Origin of the sequence: Vicingus serpentipes, from assembly GCF_007993035.1 — a bacterium.
Classification (GTDB): domain Bacteria; phylum Bacteroidota; class Bacteroidia; order Flavobacteriales_E; family Vicingaceae; genus Vicingus; species Vicingus serpentipes.
In genome coordinates, this window is record NZ_VOOS01000018.1 from 1 (window position 1) to 805 (window position 805).

Here is an 805-nt window from a genome sequence, read left to right on the forward strand (position 1 = left end):
TGTCCATGCATAACTTATTGCTCCTGGAGCTCCACCAACTGTAACGTCTATTGATCCGTTAGTTCCATTAAAACATGAAACATCTACTGAGGTGTGTGTTGATGTCATCATTGGACCTGGATTTATAGTTACTTGAACTGAATCTACACACAAGTTATCATCATAAACATAGGCTGTATAATCTCCTGGAGCTAAACCTGTAGCATTAGCTGTTGTTTGACCTCCTGGCATCCACAAATAAGTATAACCCCCTGTTCCTTGAGCTCCTCCAACAGTAGCTGATCCATTATTAGCTCCTAAACATGTTTCATCTGTACTTGATACTATAGATGCAACTACTGCTGTTGGTTCATTAATTGTTATGGTGTCACTTCCTGTACATCCATTACCATCTGTTACTGATAAAGTATAAAAACCAGCTCCTGCTAATAATATCGAATCAGTTTGAGCTATTGGCGCAGTATTCCATGAAAAAGTAAATGGAGCTGTCCCTCCAACAATTGTAGGATACGCACTTCCATCACTAGCACCATTACATTGTGCATCTTGAATAAAATTAGCTGTAACTGTTATACCCGTTGTAGAAGTAACTGTTACTGTTGTATCTTTTGTACATCCAGTAACATCATCTGTAACAACAACTGTATATGTTCCTGCTAAAACAGAAACTGCTGTTGCTGAAGTTTGACTTCCTGCAGGAACATCCCATAAATAAGAAAATGTTCCACTTCCACCAGATACTACATTAACAGTTGCAGTTCCATCATTGGTTCCACAATTTGCTTGTGTCATACTCGTTGATAAC

At 38.5% G+C, this 805-nt stretch carries 1 pseudogene; it reads right to left on the bottom strand.

Going from position 1 to position 805, the window contains the following annotated elements:
- Window positions 1–805, bottom strand: a pseudogene (locus FRY74_RS12765) (hypothetical protein); the annotation flags it as partial.